This is a genomic window from Prevotella conceptionensis 9403948 (genome assembly GCF_000312305.1).
GTDB lineage: Bacteria > Bacteroidota > Bacteroidia > Bacteroidales > Bacteroidaceae > Prevotella > Prevotella conceptionensis.
In genome coordinates, this window is record NZ_HE999449.1 from 21437 (window position 1) to 22533 (window position 1097).

The 1097-nt window shown below is 56.3% G+C and carries 2 protein-coding genes and 1 pseudogene; all 3 read left to right on the plus strand.

Going from position 1 to position 1097, the window contains the following annotated elements; genetic code table 11:
• Positions 1-644: conjugative transposon protein TraK (gene traK / locus BN93_RS10745; protein ID WP_232211170.1), on the plus strand; the 644-nt coding region annotated here is incomplete at its 5' end.
• Positions 641-916: a TraL conjugative transposon family protein gene (locus BN93_RS10750; RefSeq protein ID WP_019188328.1), complete on the plus strand. Its 276-nt coding sequence runs from the start codon at positions 641-643 to the stop codon at positions 914-916. The genes traK and BN93_RS10750, both read left to right, overlap by 4 nt.
• Positions 900-1097, plus strand: a pseudogene (locus BN93_RS18015) (conjugative transposon protein TraM); the annotation flags it as partial. The gene BN93_RS10750 and the pseudogene BN93_RS18015, both read left to right, overlap by 17 nt.

Sequence of the window (1097 nt, forward strand, 5' to 3'; positions counted from 1 at the left end):
AGAAAGAAACGAATAGAACAATGGAATTCAAATCTCTAAAAAACATCGAAAGCTCGTTCAGGCAGATACGCCTGTTCGGCATCATCTTCCTCTGCCTGTGCACGGCCATCGTGGGCTACACGCTGTGGAGTTCCTACCGGTTTGCCGAGCGGCAGCGCGAGAAGATTTACGTATTGGACGGGGGCAAGAGCCTGATGCTCGCCCTCTCGCAGGACTTGTCGCAGAACCGCCCCGCCGAAGCGCGGGAGCATGTGCGGCGTTTCCACGAACTCTTCTTCACCCTCTCGCCGGACAAGAGCGCCATCGAACACAATGTCCGCCGCGCCCTGCTCTTGGCAGACAAGAGTGCCTACGACTGCTATGCCGACTTTGCCGAAAAGGGCTATTACAACCGCATCATCGCGGGCGGCATCAACCAGACGCTCCGGGTGGACAGCGTGGTGTGCAGCTTCGACGCCTATCCCTATCGCGCCGTAACCTATGCCACACAGCTCATCATCCGGCAGAGCAACGTCACCCGACGGAGTCTCAAGACGGAGTGCCGCCTCCTGAACGCCGCCCGTTCGGACGATAATCCCAACGGCTTTACTATCGAGGGGTTTAATATTCTCGAAAACAAGGACCTTCAAACCGTGAAACGATGAAAAGGAAAAAGACCAGCAAGGCACTATGGCGGGCATTGTGGAAAGTCTACGACTTCCGCAAACGCGCTTTACGGCGGTTGCGGGCTTACCACGACAGCCTGTCCGAGCGGACGCGGCGGCGCATCGTCCTGGCGATGTTCGTCCTCTTCGCCCTGCTCTCGCTCTATACCGTCGGCAAATCAGTCTATGGTCTGCTGCATGGTGGCGGCGAGCACATGGAAATCAAACATATTCAAACGTTCAAACAAAACGATAATGACACTGACAAGTAAAGAAAAACAGAAACGACCGCTCACCGAAGCCGAGCGGCAGCGGAGGATGAAACTGCTCGTCTATCCGCTCATGGTGTTGCTCTTCGCCGGCTCGATGTGGCTCATCTTCGCGCCCTCGTCCGCCGACAAGGCAAAGGAAGAAGCGGGCAAGGGCTTCAACATAGAGATGCCTGCTGCCGAC

Coding starts and splice junctions, on each gene's coding strand:
- BN93_RS10750 (WP_019188328.1), top strand. CDS start 641: ATGAAAAGGAAAAAGACCAGCAAGGCACTATGGCGGGCATTGTGGAAA.